Origin of the sequence: Mammaliicoccus sp. P-M58, from assembly GCF_022386165.1 — a bacterium.
GTDB classification, from domain to species: Bacteria; Bacillota; Bacilli; order Staphylococcales; family Staphylococcaceae; genus Mammaliicoccus; species Mammaliicoccus sciuri.
Genome location: NZ_JAJNJI010000001.1, coordinates 206726 through 224963, shown reverse-complemented (window position 1 = coordinate 224963; position 18238 = coordinate 206726). Strand labels below are relative to the sequence as shown.

Annotated in this window: 20 protein-coding genes and 1 other annotated feature; all 20 genes read left to right on the top strand. The window is 32.1% G+C overall.

Annotation, left to right across the window (positions count from 1 at the left end; genetic code table 11):
* Positions 1-102 precede the first annotated feature (102 nt).
* The 20 genes from LQ694_RS01155 to secDF all read left to right on the top strand — a co-directional run bounded on the left by LQ694_RS01155 (position 103) and on the right by secDF (position 18000).
* Entirely contained in the window at positions 103-828 is a 726-nt protein-coding gene (locus LQ694_RS01155) for a prepilin peptidase (RefSeq protein WP_096791841.1), read from the top strand.
* The gene (radC, locus tag LQ694_RS01150; RefSeq protein ID WP_037588446.1) at positions 818-1534 is read left to right on the top strand and encodes a RadC family protein; all 717 of its coding nucleotides are present in this window, start codon (positions 818-820) and stop codon (positions 1532-1534) included. The genes LQ694_RS01155 and radC overlap by 11 nt, the downstream gene beginning before the upstream one ends.
* Positions 1535-1578: 44 nt before the next feature.
* A complete protein-coding gene (locus LQ694_RS01145; protein WP_048539635.1) occupies positions 1579-1857 on the top strand; it encodes a hypothetical protein in 279 nt (92 codons plus the stop codon).
* Between the two features lie 273 nt (positions 1858-2130).
* On the top strand, positions 2131-3870 hold the full coding sequence (locus tag LQ694_RS01140; RefSeq protein WP_239771784.1) for an ABC transporter ATP-binding protein: 1740 nt from the start codon (positions 2131-2133) through the stop codon (positions 3868-3870).
* The gene (locus LQ694_RS01135; RefSeq protein ID WP_058611678.1) at positions 3867-5615 is read left to right on the top strand and encodes an ABC transporter ATP-binding protein; all 1749 of its coding nucleotides are present in this window, start codon (positions 3867-3869) and stop codon (positions 5613-5615) included. The genes LQ694_RS01140 and LQ694_RS01135 overlap by 4 nt, the downstream gene beginning before the upstream one ends.
* Before the next feature lie 368 nt (positions 5616-5983).
* Positions 5984-6427 carry a DUF4930 family protein gene (locus tag LQ694_RS01130; RefSeq protein WP_037588438.1) on the top strand — a complete coding sequence of 148 codons (444 nt, stop codon included), beginning with the start codon at positions 5984-5986 and terminating at the stop codon, positions 6425-6427.
* A gap of 101 nt (positions 6428-6528) precedes the next feature.
* Complete coding sequence (gene mreC, locus LQ694_RS01125; RefSeq protein WP_096791843.1) at positions 6529-7386, top strand: rod shape-determining protein MreC; 858 nt, start codon at positions 6529-6531, stop codon at positions 7384-7386.
* Positions 7386-7889, top strand: coding sequence for a rod shape-determining protein MreD (gene mreD / locus LQ694_RS01120; protein ID WP_135016663.1), 504 nt, complete (start codon positions 7386-7388; stop codon positions 7887-7889). The genes mreC and mreD overlap by 1 nt, the downstream gene beginning before the upstream one ends.
* Before the next feature lie 59 nt (positions 7890-7948).
* Positions 7949-8022: a sequence feature (ribosomal protein L21 leader region), on the top strand.
* A gap of 12 nt (positions 8023-8034) precedes the next feature.
* Positions 8035-8343, top strand: coding sequence for a 50S ribosomal protein L21 (rplU, locus tag LQ694_RS01115; protein ID WP_016911517.1), 309 nt, complete (start codon positions 8035-8037; stop codon positions 8341-8343).
* A gap of 3 nt (positions 8344-8346) precedes the next feature.
* A complete protein-coding gene (locus LQ694_RS01110; RefSeq protein ID WP_037588433.1) occupies positions 8347-8667 on the top strand; it encodes a ribosomal-processing cysteine protease Prp in 321 nt (106 codons plus the stop codon).
* A 10-nt stretch (positions 8668-8677) separates the two neighbouring features.
* Positions 8678-8962: a 50S ribosomal protein L27 gene (rpmA, locus tag LQ694_RS01105; protein ID WP_025904267.1), complete on the top strand. Its 285-nt coding sequence runs from the start codon at positions 8678-8680 to the stop codon at positions 8960-8962.
* Between the two features lie 193 nt (positions 8963-9155).
* Positions 9156-9686, top strand: a complete 531-nt coding sequence (locus LQ694_RS01100; protein WP_096791930.1) for a Spo0B domain-containing protein — start codon at positions 9156-9158, stop codon at positions 9684-9686.
* A 2-nt stretch (positions 9687-9688) separates the two neighbouring features.
* On the top strand, positions 9689-10978 hold the full coding sequence (gene obgE, locus LQ694_RS01095; RefSeq protein ID WP_025904265.1) for a GTPase ObgE: 1290 nt from the start codon (positions 9689-9691) through the stop codon (positions 10976-10978).
* A 12-nt stretch (positions 10979-10990) separates the two neighbouring features.
* Entirely contained in the window at positions 10991-11452 is a 462-nt protein-coding gene (locus LQ694_RS01090) for an ACT domain-containing protein (protein ID WP_049319401.1), read from the top strand.
* A gap of 14 nt (positions 11453-11466) precedes the next feature.
* Positions 11467-12057 carry a Holliday junction branch migration protein RuvA gene (ruvA, locus tag LQ694_RS01085; RefSeq protein WP_096791845.1) on the top strand — a complete coding sequence of 197 codons (591 nt, stop codon included), beginning with the start codon at positions 11467-11469 and terminating at the stop codon, positions 12055-12057.
* A gap of 28 nt (positions 12058-12085) precedes the next feature.
* Positions 12086-13066, top strand: a complete 981-nt coding sequence (ruvB, locus tag LQ694_RS01080; protein ID WP_369919393.1) for a Holliday junction branch migration DNA helicase RuvB — start codon at positions 12086-12088, stop codon at positions 13064-13066.
* A 16-nt stretch (positions 13067-13082) separates the two neighbouring features.
* Positions 13083-14108 (top strand): tRNA preQ1(34) S-adenosylmethionine ribosyltransferase-isomerase QueA, encoded by a 1026-nt coding sequence (queA, locus tag LQ694_RS01075; protein WP_196968313.1) that lies wholly within the window; start codon positions 13083-13085, stop codon positions 14106-14108.
* A 15-nt stretch (positions 14109-14123) separates the two neighbouring features.
* The gene (tgt, locus tag LQ694_RS01070) at positions 14124-15263 is read left to right on the top strand and encodes a tRNA guanosine(34) transglycosylase Tgt (protein ID WP_048539646.1); all 1140 of its coding nucleotides are present in this window, start codon (positions 14124-14126) and stop codon (positions 15261-15263) included.
* Positions 15264-15275: 12 nt separating this feature from the next.
* Positions 15276-15539, top strand: a complete 264-nt coding sequence (gene yajC, locus LQ694_RS01065; protein WP_025904259.1) for a preprotein translocase subunit YajC — start codon at positions 15276-15278, stop codon at positions 15537-15539.
* Positions 15540-15708: 169 nt separating this feature from the next.
* Complete coding sequence (gene secDF, locus LQ694_RS01060) at positions 15709-18000, top strand: protein translocase subunit SecDF (protein WP_049318706.1); 2292 nt, start codon at positions 15709-15711, stop codon at positions 17998-18000.
* Positions 18001-18238: the final 238 nt, after the last annotated feature.

The window sequence follows — 18238 nt, the reverse complement described above, 5'->3', positions numbered from 1 at the left end:
AATCGTTTAAAAGTATTAAAGCTATTTACTAACAATATGCGATTATAAATATTGAGGTGTTATTTGGTATATTAATTTATATCAAAAAGGAGTTAAAAAAGCATGTTCAAAATGTTTATATTCGGTGCAATCATTGCAAGTTATATGTATCAACTTACGGGTGTAAAAAAAGTAAACTTTCATTTATTAACGAAGCAATCTGTTTGTGAATCATGTTATACAACACTTAAACCGATAGATTTAATACCCGTTGTAAGTTATGTAGCATTACGCGGTAAATGTCGTTATTGTAAGAAGCGCATTCCAATAAGTTTATTAATTTGTGAAGTCCTATTTGGCATACTATTTCTCATTCCAATTCTTTCATTCGTTCAATTAAATCCTCTTTTGTATTACTTCTCAATTATATTTTTAATACCTTTATCTATTTATGATTTCCATCATTTTGTCATACCGAATCATATGCTCATCCTTATGTTAGTATGTAGCATTTATTTATTTGGAATAACGCGAGAACAAGTTTTTTACGCACTGTTTATCATATTGATTTTGCATGTCTTATATTTCGTATCAAAAGGAGGGCTAGGTTATGGAGATATTAAATTATTTTCGTTACTCAGTTTAATTTTGCCAGTATCACATTTTATATTATGTTTTATGTTTACTTTTATATTTGCAGGTATATTAACTACTCTATATGTATGTATTACAAGAAACAAAATTCAAAAAGTACCACTCGTTCCTTTTATGACACTTGCAGTTATATTTGTACAATTATTCCAAACTCAACTTAATGATTATTTTTTAGGAGGCTACTATGGTTATTAAAATTAAAGATTTACAACATGAAGATAAACCGAGAGAAAGACTTAAATCATATGGTCCAGATAAATTAACAAATAGAGAATTATTGGCGATCATTATTAATTCAGGAAGCAAACAATATTCTAGTCTAGAATGTGCAAATAAAGTATTGAATTTAGTTGAAAATACAAGAGAGCTAAGACATTTAACATTGTCTGAATTACTAAGTGTTAATGGCATTGGTGAATCTAAAGCTATTACAATTTTAGCAGTTATTGAATTAGCTAAAAGAATGCATAGCAATACCGTTCTCGACAAAGTAGAAATCAATGAACCACAAGATGTTGCAGATTATTTAATGGAAAAATTAAGATATTTAAAGCAAGAACACTTTGTTGCTTTATTATTAAATACAAAGAATCAAATTATACACGAACAATCGATTTTTATTGGATCATTAAATATGGCGGTTGTCCATCCGAGAGATTTATTGAGAGAGGCAGTTAAGCATTCTGCTGCTTCAATTGTCATTGCACATAATCATCCAAGTGGTGATCCGACACCATCATTAGAAGATATTAAAACGACAAAGCGAATATTATATTGTTGTGATTTAATGGGTATCGACTTATTAGATCATATTATCATTGGTGATGGAGAATTTATCAGCATATTTGAAAATGACTATATCATGCGTGAAGACTTAGAAATTAATAATATAACTGAATGATTCAATGTTATAATGTAATTAAAAATGAGTCAGGAGTTTTTATTTTGCAAATCATAACGTTCTTATTTGTCGTATTACCGTTACTATTTATTATTTCTTTATTTCAACGTAAGAAAAAGAGACCAATTGTTAGAAAAGACTATGGCATCACGTTGGTGTTAGGTATCATTGGTGTTTTCTTAGCATCCATTATTCTTACTTTAACAAAAGACGGTTCTGCACTTTCAATTAATTTAATACTTGGTTCAATTGTTGCAGGAATTGCTTGGGGTATTCTCGTTTCAATTACATTATTCATTTTAAACAAAATATTAAACAAATAAATAAAATTGTAAATTTTCGGATATTATATTGACATTAATTTTTGAAAAGGCTATCATTAACTTAAATTTATAAGAGAGGAGGTAGTGACTTATGAGAAACATCAGAAGAAGATTTTATAAACAAACAACATCATACATCACTACCCCTACGTTAAATATGAAGCATTAGGGAGTAGTATATACACTTCCTTTAGAATGTAATTAAAGCACACGCTTTCTTTAAGGATGCGTGTGCTTTTTTGTGTTTAATGATAGGGGTTAAGGGGGGACAACATGTTTCAAGCAATTAAAAAGTTAATGTGGTTTTTTAAAGATCATTGGAAGAGATATTCGATTGCAATTATTCTGTTATTAATTGCGAACGTTGTAGAAGTACTGCCACCTTGGATAGTAGGGCAGACTATAGATAAGATAAGTGACCGTTCTTTAACTGAACAAATATATCACCAATTAGTGATTATTTTTATAATTGTATTAATTTTGTCTTATATTGTGAATTATATTTGGAGAACTTTAATTTTTTCAGGTTCTCAAATACTTGAATCAATTATGAGACGTAAACTGATGCAAAAATTTTTATCAATGAGTCCAACATTTTTTGAGAAAAATCGAACTGGAGATTTGATGGCAAAGTCTACAAACGATTTGAATCAAATTAGAAATACTGCAGGGATAGGGATTTTAACTTTAATTGATTCTACAACATTTATGGGAACGATAATATTAACGATGGGTATTACAGTATCATGGAAGCTTACACTATTTGCACTGATTCCATTACCTTTACTAGCCATATTAGAAATTGAATTAGGTAAAAGAATCCATAAACGCTATTTAGTTTCACAAAAATCGTTTGGTGATATGAATGACAGTGTTCTTGAGTCTATTGAAGGTGTACGTGTCACAAGAGCGTATGTACAAGAAGATAAACTCAACAAAGATTTCAAAAATATGACTGAAAGTGTCGTAGAAAAATTTATGAATGTTGAAAAGATGGATGCATTTTTTCAACCAATAACGATTATTATAACTGCCATGAGTCAAGTTATCGGAATAGGTTATGGTGCTTTTCTCGTTAACAGTGGTGAAATGACAATTGGTGGACTGATTTCATTCACCGTATATTTAAATATGCTCGTATGGCCAATGTTTTCAGTAGGTATTTTGATAAATATTATGCAAAGAGGTAATGCGTCTATTGATCGTGTTGAAGAAACGTTAAATGAAGCGGAAACAGTACTTGATGTAGAAAATAAAGGCATGCCTTCACATGATATAGGTATGAATTCTGTTGTGTTTAAATACCCATCTAGTGAATCCATTAACTTAAACAACATCAATATCATACTAGGTAAAGGTGAAACTTTAGGTATTGTTGGTGCAACTGGTTCAGGTAAGACGACGTTAATCAAACAAATTTTGAAAGAATATCCTACTGGAGATGGAGAAATCGTACTTGGAGAAACGAATATCAATCAAATTTCAAAAAGTGATTTAAGAAGTTTAATTGGTTATGTATCTCAAGAAAATATTTTATTCTCTAGATCGATTAGAGATAACATTAGATTTGGTAAATCTGATGCTACTGATAATGAAATCGAAGAAGCAATCAAATTAGCATACTTTGAAAAAGATATTGAACGTTTACCACAAGGTTTAGAAACTTTAGTAGGAGAAAAAGGTATAGCAATTTCTGGAGGTCAAAAGCAAAGAATAGCGATTGCTAGAGCATTGATTATGGATCCTAAAATATTAATTTTAGACGATGCACTATCTGCTGTTGATGCAAAAACTGAAAAGAAAATTATACAAAACATTCAAAAAAATAGACAAGGTAAAACAACCATTATTGCGACACATCGATTATCTGGTGTTAAACATGCTAATCAAATTGTTGTAATGGACCATGGAGAAATAACAGAGTCAGGTACACATGACCAATTACTCCAAATGAATGGTTGGTACAAATCTCAATTTGAAAGACAACGGTTGAAGGAGGTGTATAGCAAGTGAGTATTGTAAATCAACTCTTTCCATTTGTTAGCAAATATAAGAAAAGATTCATCATTGGTATTGTTATTTTAATTGGTGCAGTGGGATTTGAATTATTAGGGCCATTGGTTGCGATGTATATTATTGATCATTATGTTAAAACATCTGCTGCACAAATTATACAATTACGACCAGTGCTACTATTATTGAGTTTGTTCTTTGTGGTGTCACTTATTCATGCGATATTAAGTTATTTTCAAACACTTGTTCTTCAACGTGCTGGCTCAGATGTTATTAAAGAGTTAAGAATTAAACTTTTTGAACACGTTCAAAAGTTACCGATTAAATACTTTGATAATTTACCAGCAGGAAAAGTAGTCGCAAGAATCACGAATGATACACAAATGATACTCGAACTATTCACTGTTATATTACCAAACTTTATTTCAGCTTTTATCACGATGATAGGTGTCATTATTGCGATATTCTTTATTAATACAAAAATTGGACTCATCGCACTGGTTACAATTCCTTTTGTCATGCTTTGGTTGTTGTGGTACAAAAAAGTAACAGGTAAATACAACTATGTAATTCGAGAAAAAAACAGTGATATGAATGCACTTATCAATGAATCTATAAATGGTATGAATATCATTCAAGCATTTAAACAAGAAAAACAAATTATGGATGATTTCGATGAAATGAATCAAGCGTATTTAAACAATTATAAGAAAATCATACAATTTGATTCGCTGACAGAACATAATTTGTTAAGTACGATTAGAAGTATTGTGTTTTTAATGTTGATTGTCGTATTTGGAACACAATTTCTAAATTCTTCTGTCGCGATTTCAGTGGGTACGTTGTATATTCTTGTAAACTATATCACGAGATTATTTGATCCTTTGTTTGGTGTATTAAATGTATTGGGACAATTAGAACAAGCAAGAGTTTCTTGCGTAAGAGTATTTGAAATGATGAATGTATCTGAAGAAAAGATGCCAGAACATCAAGTTCAATTGCCTGAAAAAATAGAAGGTACCGTTCATTTTAAGGATGTATCGTTTGCATATAATGAAGGTGAATACGTCTTGGAAAATATCAATTTAGAAGTCGATAAAGGACAAACAATTGCGTTAGTTGGACATACAGGATCAGGCAAAAGTTCTATCATGAATTTACTATTCAGATTCTATGATCCTACTGTTGGAACGATTGAAATTGATGGTATACCAACTATTAAGACTGAAAAAAGAGATATGCGTAAACATATGGGCATTGTATTACAAGACCCATACTTATATACGGGGACTATTTTATCCAACATTACATTAGACGATCCTAAAGTGACGAGAGAAAAAGCTGTTGAAAGTTTAAATGCAGTAGGTGGAGATAGAGTGTTAGAACACTTCAAAAAAGGAATTGATGAGCCAGTTATTGAACGAGGTCGAACATTAAGTTCTGGACAACGACAAATCATTTCATTTGCGAGAGCACTGGCATTTGATCCAGAAATTTTGATTTTAGATGAAGCGACATCAAGTATCGATTCTGAAACGGAAGAAATTATACAAAAAGCAATGACTGTGTTGTCTAAAGGACGAACATCATTTATTATTGCACATCGACTTTCAACGATTAAGAATGCTGATCAAATTATTGTTCTTGATAAAGGTCGCATAATTGAAAAAGGTAATCATGATGAGTTAATTAAATCAGAAGGACAATATTACAAAATGTATCAAATGCAGTCTTTAACAGATTAATCGTGCTACACAAACTAATGGCCTGGGATATGTAATCCCAGGCCATTGTTTTATATTTTTAAACTCATCATTGCGGTCACATAAAGTAAAGTACACCTTGATATATGAAGTAAATAACTAAAGCGATGATTGCTAATTTTATTACAACTCTTAATAATCCAACGAAAAATCTAAAAAAGATAATTAAAAACAAGATAGCTAAAAATATATATATTAATTCCAAATTTATCACCTCTTGAATTCATTATATAGAATAGAGCAAGTAATTACATCAGACTACAGAATGATTAAAGGTTTAGGTCTAAAGCCCGATGATGATATTTAAACAATTTTCGTATAATATAAATGAATGAGAGGTGTCTATAATTTTGAGATGGTTATTTAGATTAATTAGAAATTTATTAGCGTTATTAGCAATTGTCATTATCATTGTTATTGTATATAGAAATGTACCAGCATTGAGTGATTTAAACCCGTTTGATCACAGTAATGAACAAACGACTGAAGAAATGGCTCCACAACATGCAAATGCAACTTATAAAATTGAAGATAATCCATTATTACAAAATGTACCATTAGGTCAAACTAAACAAGCATTTAATTGGATTAATAAAAGTGAATTCATGGATGTTTCAGGACTAGAACGTATGGGATATGACGACAACTATGTTGCAGGGCAAAGAGGAACAGAGTATATCTTGTATAAATTTGGTGAACCAAAGATGTATGTCTATCAAACAGAGCAAGATTTAATGAATGATTTAAGTGCAATGCACTCAAATATAGAATTATTACCTAAAACTGCATATTAAATTTTTATTTCGGCAGTCTCTTACTTTATTTAAAGTGCTGTGTAAGCTAAAATAGTAATATCATTGTTAATGAGTCATTTGAAGATTAAGAGGTGTTTGGATTGTCGAATTTTTTTAAAAATAATAAAATAATGATTTTTCTAATTTCTATGGTTTTATTAATTGTAATTGTTGGTTATTCAGTGAGAGCACAATCTGCATCGCTTAGTGAACAATATGCGAGTGATACATCATCGTTTGGTGGAAGAATCGTATCTTATCCAGTTACTTTTGTTTCTGATTTCTTCTCTGGAATTTTCACTTCAGACGAAGACGTTGATAAATTAAAAGAAGAAGTAAAAAGTACAGATCAAATCAAAGCTGATAAAGCGAGATTAGAGAAAGAAAACAAAGCCTTAAAAAAAGAATTGGATATGAAAGATATTTCGCAATTCAATCCAATATCAGCTACTGTAATTGGTAGAAGTCCAGATCAATGGATGAATACAGTCATCATTGATAAAGGTAAAAAGAGCGGCATGAAAGAAAATATGGCTGTCATTACGAGTGAAGGTCTAGTAGGTAGAATTAAAAAAGCAAATCAATTTTCTTCACAAGTTGAGTTAATATCTACAAGTGTTAAAACGAGTAAGCTTTCAGTTGATATTCAACAAGATGATGAAAATATATTTGGTATGATTAATCGATATGATGAAAATAAAGATTTACTTGTTATTGGTGATATCGATAATAAATACAGTATCAAAAAAGGCTCTAAAGTTGTAACAAATGGTTTAGGTGACCAACTTCCTAAAGGTATATTAGTAGGTAAAGTAGAAAAAGTAGAAAATGATGAATATGGATTATCTAAAGTTGCTTACATTAAGACATCTACAAATATTAAAGATTTAAACCATGTATACGTAGCTAAACGTGATCCAGAAACGATACCTTCATCTGATGAAAGTGGTGAGGAATAATGAGATTTTACGTTATTCCTCTAATTGGTGTCTTACTATTTTATTTAGATTCATTATTAACACGTTTATCACCTTTAACTTTATTTAATGAGACATTTATAATCGTACCTCGATTAACATTTTTGTACTTGCTCATAATTGCTGTATACAAAAATCCTAAAGTTGCTATTATTTTAGCAATCGTAACAGGTATTTTTACAGATATTTATTATGGCGGTATATACGGTGTCTATACATTTGGATACGCAATTTTTGTAATTATGATGGATAAACTATTTAAAGTATTTTATAGAGACATTTTAATGATGGTTATACTCTTAATATCATCAGTTGTATTACTTGAAATATGGGTAATGGTTTTTTATGGATTTTTAGGTATTGCTTCTATCAATATTGGTCAAATTATTCTATTTAGATTAATACCAACTGTCCTATTTAATTTGATATGCTTAATCATCATATTCCCATTTGTATTAAAATTATTAGAAAGAAATACGAATTAATGAAAGAATATTGACATCAATAGCTGTAGGTGGTAATCTATTGAAGTTGAGTAGTTTCTAGCTACATACAACCGCTCGATCATAGGTCTTAAAGTACATATGTCACCTATGAATGGCGTGACTTAAAAAATTAGGAGGTGCAAGTATGTTTGCTATAATTGAAACTGGCGGAAAGCAAGTTAAAGTTGAAGAAGGTCAAACAATTTGGGTTGAGAAATTAGACGTAAATGAAGGTGATTCATTCACATTTGACCAAGTATTATTTGTAGGTGGAGATTCAGTTAAAGTTGGATCACCTGTTGTTGAAGGTGCTTCAGTTACTGCTAAAGTTGAAAAACAAGGACGCGGTAAAAAAATCACTGTATTCAAATACAAAGCTAAGAAAAACTACAAACGTAAACAAGGTCATCGTCAACCTTACACTAAATTAACAATCGAAAAAATCAACGCATAATTTATGATTAATGTAGATGTTAGTTTGAATCAAGAAGGGCAAGTTACAGATATTGAAATGTCTGGACATGCTGATTCAGGTGAATACGGTAAAGACTTAGTCTGTGCCGGTGCTTCAGCAGTTGTCTTTGGTACAACAAATGCTATCATTGGATTAACTGATGAGTCGCCTGATATAGATTACAGTGACGACGGTGGATATTTTCATATACGTAGTGTAAACTTAGAAAATGAACAAGCGCAAATATTATTACAAGGCCTTATCGTTTCTTTGAAAACAATCGAAGAAGAATATGGGCAATATATTAAACTAAATTACAAGTGAGGTGTAACTCATGTTAAAATTAAACTTACAATTTTTCGCATCGAAAAAAGGGGTAGGTTCTACAAAGAACGGTCGTGACTCTGAATCAAAACGTTTAGGTGCTAAACGTGCTGACGGTCAATTCGTTACTGGTGGTTCTATTCTTTATCGTCAACGTGGAACTAAAGTTTTCGCTGGTGAAAACGTAGGTCGCGGTGGAGACGATACATTATTCGCTAAAATCGACGGCGTTGTTAAATTCGAACGTTTTGGTCGTGACAAAAAGAAAGTATCTGTATACGCAGCTGCTGAATAATCTTTATATTTAGATGAGGCTGGGACATATATAATTGTCCCAGCCTCAATCATTATGTTGGCAGTTATTTAAATAAGAATGCATAGTGTGGTTTATATATAAAGAAGCTATTCAGAATTGCAGTTTCTTTTTTTATTCATAATACGAAAATGTTATAATGAGTGTTATGAATAACGATAATAAAGGTGATGGAATGAATAATTTAGATGTGTATTTAAAGTCTAGACATGATTTTGTGAATCAGTTCCAATTGTTATATACATATAAACAGTTAGGAAAACATGAAGAGGTTGATTTATTAATTGATGAATTGTACAAAAATCTCAAGCAAGAACAGTTGTTTTTAAATGCACCGTGTAGAAAATTTGTTCATAATGTATTTGAATACAAACTATCTTTGTCAGGCTCTAAATGGACATTTGAAATTGACAACTCAAATATTGATTATTATCAAAAGAACTTAGTAAAAACAGATGATACTTTAACAAATATATTTAATGATTTAAAAGCTAGCGTGATTAACGATATGGATGAAAAAAACATTCATATTAGTCTTACAGTGGAAGAAGAATTTGTCACAATGCTTGTTTGGTTAAGTCCAACTAATAAGGACTTTAATCAAATTGAACAATCATTTTCTAAATATAACGTTGAAATTTTATCAGAAAGTCAAAATCATATAGAATTAGAATTTTTTATTAACTTACAAGAAATAGAGGTGTAAACATGTTTATAGATCAGGTCAAAATATCGTTAAAAGCCGGTGATGGCGGAAACGGTTTAGTAGCTTTTCGTCGTGAAAAGTATGTTCCATTTGGTGGACCAGCAGGTGGCGACGGTGGTAAAGGTGCTTCAGTCGTATTTGAGGTAGATGAAGGTTTACGTACTTTATTAGACTTTAGATTCCAAAGAAAATTTAAAGCTGATAAAGGTGAAAATGGACAAAGTAGTAATATGCACGGTCGTGGAGCAGACGACTTAGTATTAAAAGTACCACCTGGTACAATTATTAAAAATGCTGAAAATGAAGAGATTTTAGCAGACCTTGTTGAACATGGTCAACGCGCTACAGTTGCTAAAGGTGGCCGTGGTGGTAGAGGTAACTCAAGATTTGCTTCAGCAAGTAATCCAGCACCAGATTTCTGTGAAAATGGTGAACCTGGTGAAGAACTTGAAGTCATGTTAGAACTTAAACTTATGGCAGATGTAGGTTTAGTTGGTTATCCGAGCGTTGGTAAATCAACATTATTATCTATCGTTTCTAAAGCTAAGCCAAAAATCGGTGCTTATCATTTTACAACAATTAAACCTAATTTAGGTGTTGTCCAAACGAATGATGGTAGAGGATTTGTAATGGCAGATTTACCAGGTTTAATAGAAGGTGCTTCTGAAGGTGTTGGTTTAGGACATCAATTCTTAAGACATATTGAACGTACAAGAGTGATTGTTCACATAATTGATATGAGTGGTATGGAAGGCAGAGACCCATATGAAGATTATGTTACAATTAATCAAGAATTAAAATCATACAACGAAAATCTTTCTAGAAGACCACAAATTGTCGTTGCGAATAAAATGGATTTACCAGATTCAGAAACACAATTAGAAATGTTCAAAGAACAACTTCAAGAAGATGTTAATATAATTCCTATTAGTACAGTTACACGTCATAACGTTGATAAACTACTTTATCAAATTGCTGATTTATTAGATGAAACTGAAGGAATGGACTTCGATTCAGTCGAAGAAGAAACTGGCGTACATCGTGTTGTATATAAACACGAGAAATCACGAGATCATTTTGTTATTACGAGAGATGACGACGGTGCATATGTTGTATCAGGTAATTCGATTGAAAGGTTATTCAAAATGACGGACTTCAATCGTGATGCTGCAGTTAGAAGATTTGCAAGACAAATGCGTTCAATGGGTATTGATGATGCCTTAAGAGAACGTGGTGCATCAAATGGTGATATTGTAAGAATTTTAGGTGGAGAATTTGAATTTGTCGAATAGGGCGTGTTCCAATTGAAAAAATCAAATGAATCAACAAAAAGGTTTTATTTAATCCGAGAAGATGTTTTACCAGAGTCAGTGCAAAAGACAATCAAAGTTAAAAATGCATTATTAAAAAATAATAATTTAACGATTTATGATGCAGTTAAAGAATTTAATTTATCTAGAAGTGCTTTTTATAAATATAAAGATACAATATTTCCAATTGATAGATTAGAAGAACAGACCAAAAATATTACATTAATTTTATATGTGCAAGATGAAGTTGGTATGCTTGCTACTGTCTTGAATAAAATTGCTGAAGTGAATGGTTCTGTTCTTACCATTCATCAAAGTCTACCAATAAAGGATAGAGCAACGATTACAATTTCTCTTAATGCTGCAAATATTGAGTTATCATTAGAAGAGTTAATGGATGCAATTAAAGAAAGTCCGTATGTTGATGAAGTAGAAGTTATTGGAATGAGTATGTAAAGGAAGTTGTTTAAATGTATGCATATATTAAAGGAATCGTTTCACAATTATATCCTTCTCATATCGTTGTAGAGGCAAATGGTATTGGTTATGAAATTCAAACACCTAACTCATATCGTTTTCAATCTCAATTAGATAAAGAAACACAAGTATATACACAATTAATTGTGCGTGAAGATGCCCAATTATTATATGGATTTGTGAATCTTGAAGAAAAGGATATGTTTTTAAGCTTAATTAAAGTGACAGGTATTGGACCGAAGTCAGCTTTAGCAATTTTAGCGACAAGTACGCCTAATGAAGTTGCAATTGCTATAGAAAATGAGAATGAATCATATTTGACAAAGTTCCCTGGTATCGGTAAAAAAACAGCAAGACAAATTATTCTTGATTTGAAAGGGAAATTAATCATCACTGAAGAGTCTGAGTTGTTCCCAGAAACTAAAGATGCCAGTCAAGATGTATTAGAAGAAGCATTGTTAGCTTTAGAAGCATTAGGTTACTCTAAACGAGAAATTACAAAAGTTAAGAAGAACCTAGAAAAAGAATCATTTGATTCAGTAGATGCTTGTGTTAAAAGAGGTTTAGCATTACTTATTCAGTAAATGAGGTGATTTTTTGGATGAGCGATTAATGGATGAACATGGTCACGAAGATGATATCCAAAGTGAACTTTCATTAAGACCAGATACTTTAAATCAATATATTGGTCAACATAATATTAAATCAAACTTAGATATATTTATTAAAGCTGCTAAGTTAAGGGAAGAACCTTTAGATCATTGTTTACTTTATGGTCCACCTGGTTTAGGGAAGACGACTTTAGCTCATATTATATCTAATGAGATGAATGTTAATTTAAGAACTGCAAGTGGGCCTTCAATTGAAAGACCTGGCGATTTAGCAGCCATACTTTCTGCGTTACAACCTGGGGATGTACTTTTCATTGATGAGATACACCGATTAAGCAGAGTCGTTGAAGAAGTGTTATACCCTGCTATGGAAGATTTCTTCTTAGATATCGTTGTTGGTAAAGGTGAAGAAGCTAGAAGTATTAGAATTGATTTACCACCGTTTACGCTAGTAGGTGCTACAACGCGTGTAGGGAGCCTCTCAGCACCTTTGAGAGACCGTTTCGGTGTGCATCTTAGATTAGAATATTACGATGATCATAGTTTGCAAGAAATTATAAAACGTACTGCTGAAGTATTTGAAGTAGATATTGACCAAAATAGTACAGTTGAATTATCGAAACGTAGTAGAGGAACACCTCGTATAGCCAATCGTTTATTACGTAGAGTGCGTGACTTTGCTCAAGTAGAAGGTGACGAAGCTATTTCTATGGATATTACAAAGCATGCTTTAGATTTACTACAAGTAGATGAAGAAGGACTCGACCATATAGATTATAAAATTATGCACTGTATCCTGAATAATTATAAAGGTGGTCCAGTTGGATTAGATGCGATAGCAGCCACGATAGGTGAAGAACGTGTAACACTTGAAGACGTTTATGAACCTTATCTCATCCAAAAAGGATTTATAGAAAGAACGCCAAGAGGTCGTCGTGCCACTGCTTTAAGTTATGATCACTTCGACATTAAAAAGAATTAGGAAAGAGGCAAAGTTTGTGAATATTGAAGATTTCGATTTTGATTTACCTGAATCATTAATTGCACAAACACCACTGTTAGATAGAGAGAGCAGTAGGTTATTAAAATGTAATAAAACGACAGGTGAATTAGAAGATTTAACGTTTAAAGAAGTTGTCAATCAACTTTCACCAGGTGACTGTTTAGTATTAAATGATACGAAAGTCATGCCAGCAAGATTGTTTGGCTTAAAAGAAGAAACTGGTGCAAAAGTAGAAATGCTGATGTTAACGCAACATGAAGATAACGAATGGGAAGTATTAATTAAACCAGCTAAGCGTATAAGAGTTGGTCAATCTGTTTCATTTGGAGAAGGTAAAATCATTGCGACTTGTGTCAAAGAACTTGATCAAGGTGGACGCATTATGAAACTTTCATACGAAGGGATTTTACAAGAAAGATTAGATGAGCTTGGTGAAATGCCTTTACCACCATATATTAAAGAACGATTAGACGACCAAGATAGATATCAAACAGTTTATGCTAAAGCTGTTGGCTCTGCAGCTGCGCCTACAGCAGGTTTACACTTCACTGAACATTTATTACAAGAAATTGCTGATAAAGGTGTGCACATTGCTTTTATTACATTACATGTTGGTTTAGGTACATTTAGACCAGTCAGTGTAGATAATATAGATGATCATGAAATGCATTCAGAATACTACCAAATGACTGCTAAAACGGCTGAATTATTAAACCGTGTAAAAGCAAGTGGTCATAAAATAATATCTGTAGGTACAACGTCTACTAGAACACTAGAGACAATTCGTTCTAAAAATGATCAATTTGTTGAAGCAAGTGGTTGGACTGACATATTTATTTATCCGGGATATGAGTTTAAAGCGATAGATGGTTTAATTACCAATTTCCATTTACCAAAATCAACTCTCATCATGTTGGTATCCGCACTATCAACTAGAGAACATATTTTAAATGCATATAAACATGCAGTTGAAGAAAAGTATAGATTTTTTAGTTTTGGAGATGCAATGATTTTAATATAGAAAAGGAGCAACATTATGCCTGCAGTAACATACGAGCACATTAAGACTTGTAAGCAATCAGGTGCAAGACTCGGGATTGTGCATACACCTCATGGTTCATTTGAAACGCCTATGTTTATGCCTGTTGGAACTAAAGCAACAGTTAAGACAATGAGCCCTGAAGAACTTAAACAAATGGAAGCAAAAATTATACTTAGTAATACCTATCATTTGTGGTTACAACCTGGAAGTGATATCATTTCTAAAGTGGGTGGATTACATAAGTTTATGAATTGGGATGGACCTATACTTACTGATTCTGGAGGTTTTCAAGTATTCAGTTTAAGTGATATGAGAAAAATCGAAGAAGAAGGTGTACATTTTAGACATCATTTAAATGGTTCTAAATTGTTCTTAAGTCCTGAAAAAGCGATGCATATTCAAAATGATCTTGGTTCAGATATTATGATGGCGTTTGATGAATGTCCTCCAATGCCATCTGAATATGAATATGTAAAAAATTCAATTGAGAGAACATCAAGATGGGCGGAAAGATGTCTAGAAGCTCATCGTCGCCCTGAAGATCAAGCTTTATTTGGTATTATCCAAGGTGGAGAATATAAGGATCTTAGAGAGCAAAGTGCTAAAGACCTCGTTTCACTTGATTTTCCTGGCTATGCTATTGGTGGTTTGTCTGTTGGTGAGCCTAAACCTGTCATGTACAGAATGGTTGAACATACAGCGCCATTAATGCCATTTAATAAACCAAGATATTTAATGGGAGTTGGTTCTCCAGACGCATTAATCGAATGTTCTATTAGGGGCATCGATATGTTTGATTGCGTATTACCTACACGTATAGCTAGAAACGGTACTTGTATGACATCTCAAGGTAGAGTTGTTATAAAAAATGCTAAATATCAGCAAGATTTATCACCACTTGATCCAGAATGTGATTGTTATACATGTAGAAACTATACTAAAGCATATTTGCGTCATCTGATTAAAGCAGATGAAACATTTGGAATTCGTCTTACTACATATCATAATTTGTATTTCTTATTAAAACTTATGGAGAACATTCGCCAAGCAATAAGAGAAGATCGATTACTTGATTTCAAAGATGAGTTTTTCGAGCAGTATGGACTAAATGTAGATAACCCCAAAAACTTTTAAAGGAGATTGAATATGGAAGTATTAGTACAATTATTACCTATTATCTTAATTTTTGCGCTTGTTTGGTTCTTAATGATTAGACCACAACAAAAGCGTGCTAAAGAGCATCGTGAATTATTAAACCGTTTAGAAGTTGGTCAAAAAGTAACTTCAATCGGCGGTATTAAAGGTACTGTTAGAGCAGTAGATGAGTCTATCGTTGTTGTTTCTGTTAACGATAAAGGACACGAAATTACATTTGAAAAACCAGCTATTAAACAAGTAGACCCTTCATAAAACAGTTTACTTTTATAGGAAATTGGTTTAATATTATGTATCATATTTAATGTTAAAAGACATGGTTATCCATGTCTTTTTTTCATACATGAATGTTATGGCTATTCAACTATAGTTGATGTATGCTATAACATATATAGTGAATTAAAAATATGTAAGAGGTGTTATCGTGAAAAAGCGGAGTAGAATTATAGCCTTTTTACTTCTTGCAGTGTTGGTTTTTAGTTTAATAGGATCAACAACAAAAGATATAACAAAGAATGTAAATTTAGGTCTAGACTTACAAGGTGGTTTTGAAGTTTTATATCAAGTTAATCCTTTAGACAAAGGTGATAAGATTGATACGGACGCAGTTAAATCCACTGCAAAGACTTTAGAATCACGTGTAAACGTATTAGGTGTTTCTGAGCCGAAAATTCAAGTTGAAGAAGGTAACCGTATCCGAGTTCAATTAGCTGGTATTAAAGACCAGAATGAAGCTCGTGAAGTACTTTCTACACAAGCAAATTTAACGATCAGAGATGCAAAGGATAGAGTATTACTATCTGGTAAAGATTTAGTTCAAGGTGGCGCTAAGCAAGGCTTTAAAGACAATACAAACGAAGTAGCCGTTACACTTAAACTAAAAGATGCTAAAAAGTTCAAAGAAGTAACTGAAAAAGTTTCGAAAATGAATCCTAATTTAATGGTCATTTGGATGGACTATGAAAAAGGAGACAGTTACGCGAAAGAAGCTAAGAAAGAACAAGAAGGTAAAGAGCCGAAATATATTTCTGCAGCAACTGTAAGCCAACCAATCAATTCAGAAAATGTTGAAATTTCTGGTGGATTCAATGGTGAAAAAGGTGTTAAAGAAGCAAAACAAATTGCAGATTTATTAAATTCAGGTTCACTACCTGTTAAATTAGATGAAGTGTATTCTACATCGGTAGGTGCACAATTCGGTAAAGATGCATTAGATGAAACAGTTCTTGCTTCTTCAATAGGTGTAGGTATTATATTCTTATTCATGCTCATTTACTACCGGCTACCTGGTGTAGTAGCTGTTATTACATTAAGTGCTTATGTTTACTTAACATTAGTAGCATTTAACTTTATTTCAGGAGTATTAACATTGCCAGGACTTGCTGCCTTAGTATTAGGTGTAGGTATGGCCGTTGATGCTAACATTATCATGTACGAACGGATAAAAGATGAATTGCGGATAGGAAGGACTTTACAACAAGCCTTCAAAAAAGGTTCTGGTTCTTCATTTATTACGATATTAGATGCTAACTTAACAACAATTTTAGCAGCGCTTGTATTATTCGTATTTGGTGAAAGTTCAGTAAAAGGTTTCGCAACAATGTTATTACTTGCGATTCTCATGAGTTTCGTAACTTCAGTATTCTTCACAAGAATATTATTAGCATTATTAGTAAACTCAAACTACTTCAAGAAAAAATATAATTGGTTTGGTGTTTCTAAGAAAGATAGACATGATATTAGTGAAAGATTAGACGTTCATGATTTAAGAACAGTCTATGATAAAATTAATTTCGTAAAACTTGCTAAACCATTATTAACATTTAGTATTATTACAATCATCGTTGGTGCCATCATTGTATCGATATTCAGGTTGAATTTAGGTATTGATTTCACAAGTGGTACTCGTGTTGACTTACAATCCGATCAAGCTATTAAGACTGAACAAGTTTCAAAACAGTTTAAAGATATGGGATTAGAACCATCACAAGTTACAACAAGTGGAACTGGTAACAAAATGGCAACTGTTCAATTTAAAGATGCCTTAAACAAATCTGAAATACAAAAAGTTAAATCTGACTTTGGTAAATCATTGGGTCATGATCCAAACGTAAGTACGGTTTCACCAGTTGTTGGTCAAGAGTTAGCTGGAAATGCATTAAAAGCAATGCTTTATGCAGCACTAGGAATTGTTTTATACGTATCGTTTAGATTCGAATGGAGAATGGGTACTACTGCAGTACTTGCATTATTACATGACGTGTTTATGATTGTAGCGGTATTCAGTTTATTCAGACTCGAAGTGGATATTACATTCATTGCAGCGGTTCTAACAATAATTGGTTATTCAATCAATGACACAATCGTTACATTTGACCGCGTAAGGGAAAATTTACGTAAAGTGAAAGTGATAACGAAACCAGAAACAATTGATATGATTGTTAACTCATCTATTAGACAAACGATGACAAGATCGATCAATACCGTATTAACAGTTGTTATAGTAGTTGTCGCATTATTAATACTTGGTTCATCAAGTATCTTCAACTTCTCATTAGCACTATTAATTGGTTTAGTATCCGGTGTATTCTCATCAGTATTCGTCGCAGTACCTTTATGGGGTATCTTGAAAAAACGACAACTTAAAAAATCAGAAAATGGTAAATTAGTTGTATATACTGAGAAAAAATCTAACGATGAAAAAATATTAGTTTAATAAATCGTGTACCTGTCCTTATTAAAAGGGCAGGTACTTTTTTGTTTAGAGTAAATGATAAAGGTTTAACTTAGGGGTCATGATTACAAAAGTCTGAGGAAATGTAACTAAGGGTGCCCATGGTAACAAAAGTCGCTGGAATTGTAACTAAGGCGGCCCATAGTAACAAAAGTGGGGAGAATTGTAACTAACAGCTGCCTTTTTATTCATACATACTCTTTAATTATGTTTTATTTGT

Coding starts and splice junctions, on each gene's coding strand:
- LQ694_RS01155 (WP_096791841.1), top strand. CDS start 103: ATGTTCAAAATGTTTATATTCGGTGCAATCATTGCAAGTTATATGTAT.
- radC (WP_037588446.1), top strand. CDS start 818: ATGGTTATTAAAATTAAAGATTTACAACATGAAGATAAACCGAGAGAA.
- LQ694_RS01140 (WP_239771784.1), top strand. CDS start 2,131: ATGTTTCAAGCAATTAAAAAGTTAATGTGGTTTTTTAAAGATCATTGG.
- mreD (WP_135016663.1), top strand. CDS start 7,386: ATGAGATTTTACGTTATTCCTCTAATTGGTGTCTTACTATTTTATTTA.
- rplU (WP_016911517.1), top strand. CDS start 8,035: ATGTTTGCTATAATTGAAACTGGCGGAAAGCAAGTTAAAGTTGAAGAA.
- LQ694_RS01110 (WP_037588433.1), top strand. CDS start 8,347: ATGATTAATGTAGATGTTAGTTTGAATCAAGAAGGGCAAGTTACAGAT.
- rpmA (WP_025904267.1), top strand. CDS start 8,678: ATGTTAAAATTAAACTTACAATTTTTCGCATCGAAAAAAGGGGTAGGT.
- LQ694_RS01100 (WP_096791930.1), top strand. CDS start 9,156: ATGAATAATTTAGATGTGTATTTAAAGTCTAGACATGATTTTGTGAAT.
- obgE (WP_025904265.1), top strand. CDS start 9,689: ATGTTTATAGATCAGGTCAAAATATCGTTAAAAGCCGGTGATGGCGGA.
- ruvA (WP_096791845.1), top strand. CDS start 11,467: ATGTATGCATATATTAAAGGAATCGTTTCACAATTATATCCTTCTCAT.
- ruvB (WP_369919393.1), top strand. CDS start 12,086: ATGGATGAACATGGTCACGAAGATGATATCCAAAGTGAACTTTCATTA.
- tgt (WP_048539646.1), top strand. CDS start 14,124: ATGCCTGCAGTAACATACGAGCACATTAAGACTTGTAAGCAATCAGGT.
- yajC (WP_025904259.1), top strand. CDS start 15,276: ATGGAAGTATTAGTACAATTATTACCTATTATCTTAATTTTTGCGCTT.